Below are 2,564 nucleotides of genomic sequence, written 5' to 3' on the forward strand. Positions count from 1 at the left end.
GGTCGCCGGTGACCGAGCCTGCGTCGGCCGTGAGGTTCGGGACCGCGGGGACGGACCGGCCGTCAGGTCGCGACGGCCATCCGGACCGGGACGGGCTCGTGCCGGACGGGGAAGTTCACGGACCGCGAGRTGAAGCAGTGCTCGTGCGCCTGGTGATGGATACCGGACAGGACCCCGTCGGTGACGGCCCCGCCGTCGGGCAGGTGGGCACCGGAGGCGACCGTGACCCGCGGTCGCAGGACGACCTCGCGGAACTGGCCGTGCCCGGCCGACTCGATGCGCATGGTCCCCACGGCCTGGTCCTCGTAGCCGACGACGACGACACCGGCGGCGGACGCGAGGTGCAGGAACCAGAGCATGTGGCACTGCGCCAGCGCGCTGACCAGCAGCTCCTCGGGGTTGTACCGGGACGGGTCCCCACGGAACGAGGGGTCGGACGAGCCGAGCAGCGGCGGCTTCGAGCCGATCCGCACCTCGTGGTCACGGCTGTACGCGGTGTAGCTCGACGTCCCGGTGGCGCCGGCGCCGGTCCAGGTGACGTCGACGGAGTACGTGTGCAGGGGGCCCATCGGTCCACGGTATCGGCGTCGGCAAGGCCGCGTGCGGTCGGCGGCGTCGGTGGTGCGAACTAGGCTCGAACCCATGGCTGATCCCGCCACGTACCGTCCCGCGCCCGGGGAGATCCCGGACTCGCCGGGGGTCTACCGCTTCCGCGACGAGCACGGCCGCGTCATCTACGTGGGCAAGGCCAAGAGCCTGCGCCCGCGGCTGTCCAGCTACTTCCAGGACCTCGCCGGCCTGCACCCGCGCACCCAGCAGATGGTGACGTCGGCGGCGTCGGTGCAGTGGACGGTCGTCGGCACCGAGGTCGAGGCGCTGGCGCTCGAGTACTCGTGGATCAAGGAGTTCGACCCGCGGTTCAACGTGAAGTACCGGGACGACAAGTCGTACCCGTACCTGGCGGTGACCATGGCGGACGAGTTCCCGCGCATCCAGGTCATGCGGGGCGCCAAGCGCAAGGGCACGCGCTACTTCGGTCCGTACGCGCACGCGTGGGCGATCCGGGAGACGGTCGACCTGCTGCTGCGCGTGTTCCCGGTCCGGACCTGCTCGTCGGGGGTCTTCAAGCGCGCGCACCAGCAGGGGCGCCCGTGCCTGCTCGGCTACATCGACAAGTGCTCGGCGCCGTGCGTCGGCCGCATCTCGCCGGACGACCACCACCAGCTCGCGCAGGACTTCTGCGACTTCATGGCGGGCGACACGGCGAAGTTCACGCGCCGGCTGACGGCCCGCATGAAGGAGGCGGCGAGCGAGCTCGAGTACGAGCGTGCGGCACGCCTCCGCGACGACATCGCGACCCTGGAGCGCGCCACCGAGAAGAACGCCGTGGTGCTGGCCGACGGCACGGACGCGGACATCTTCGCGCTGTCCGGCGACGAGCTCGAGGCGGCGGTCCAGGTGTTCCACGTCCGCGACGGGCGCATCCGAGGCCAGCGCGGCTGGGTCGTCGAGAAGGTCGAGGACGTCACGGACGCGGAGCTCGTCGAGCACCTCCTCCAGCAGATCTACGGCAACGAGGCGTCGGGGGACGGAGACCCGGGCTCGTCGGCGGTCCCGCGCGAGGTGCTGGTGCCGGTGCTGCCGCCCGACGTGGACCAGGTGCAGGCGTGGTTGACCGGGCTGCGCGGGAGCAAGGTCTCCGTGCGGGTGCCGCAGCGCGGCGACAAGCGCGAGCTGGCGGAGACGGTGCACCGCAACGCGGAGCACGCGCTGGTGCTGCACCGCACGCGCCGGGCGGGCGACCTGACCACCCGCAGCCAGGCGCTGCAGGAGATCCAGGAGGCGCTCGACCTGCCGTCGGCGCCGCTGCGCATCGAGTGCTACGACGTCTCGCACAACCAGGGCACCTACCAGTCGGCGTCGATGGTGGTGTTCGAGGACGGGCTCGCCCGCAAGAGCGAGTACCGGCTGTTCACGGTCCGCGGCCCGGAGGGCCAGGGCGCCCGGGACGACACCGCGGCGATGCACGAGGTCATCACGCGCCGGTTCCGCCGGTACCTGGCTGACCGTGCGGACGCCCGGGACGTCGAGCTGGGCATCGGGGAGGACGACGACGACCAGCCGCTGCGCTCCGGCCCGATCGACGAGGTCACGGGCAAGCCCGTGCGGTTCGCGTACCCGCCCAACCTGATCGTGGTCGACGGCGKACCCCCGCAGGTCGCGGCGGCCGCCGCGGCGATGGCCGAGCTGGGCATCGACGACGTCGCGCTGTGCGGACTGGCCAAGCGGCTCGAGGAGGTGTGGCTGCCGGGGGAGGAGTACCCGGTCATCCTGCAGCGCAGCTCCGAGGGGCTCTACCTGCTGCAGCGGCTGCGCGACGAGGCCCACCGGTTCGCGATCACGGCGCACCGCAAGCGCCGCAGCAAGGGCATGACGACGTCCGTGCTCGACGGCGTGCCCGGCCTGGGGCCCGCCCGGCAGGCGGCGCTGCTCCGGCACTTCGGGTCCGTCAAGCGCCTGCGGGCGGCCTCGGCCGCGGAGATCGCCTCGGTGCAGGGCATGGG

Annotated in this window: 2 protein-coding genes; one reads left to right on the forward strand and one right to left on the reverse strand. The window is 72.5% G+C overall.

The features are described from left to right. Window positions 1-62: 62 nt before the first annotated feature. Complete coding sequence (locus ACXJKG_RS20605; protein ID WP_456847586.1) at window positions 63-569, reverse strand: OsmC family protein; 507 nt, start codon at window positions 567-569, stop codon at window positions 63-65. 73 nt (window positions 570-642) lie between these two features. Here ACXJKG_RS20605 and uvrC point away from each other — a divergent pair. Further along, on the forward strand, window positions 643-2,564 hold a 1,922-nt coding region (gene uvrC / locus ACXJKG_RS20610; protein ID WP_456847587.1), incomplete at its 3' end, for an excinuclease ABC subunit UvrC.

The organism is Cellulomonas sp. P5_C6, from assembly GCF_054049635.1.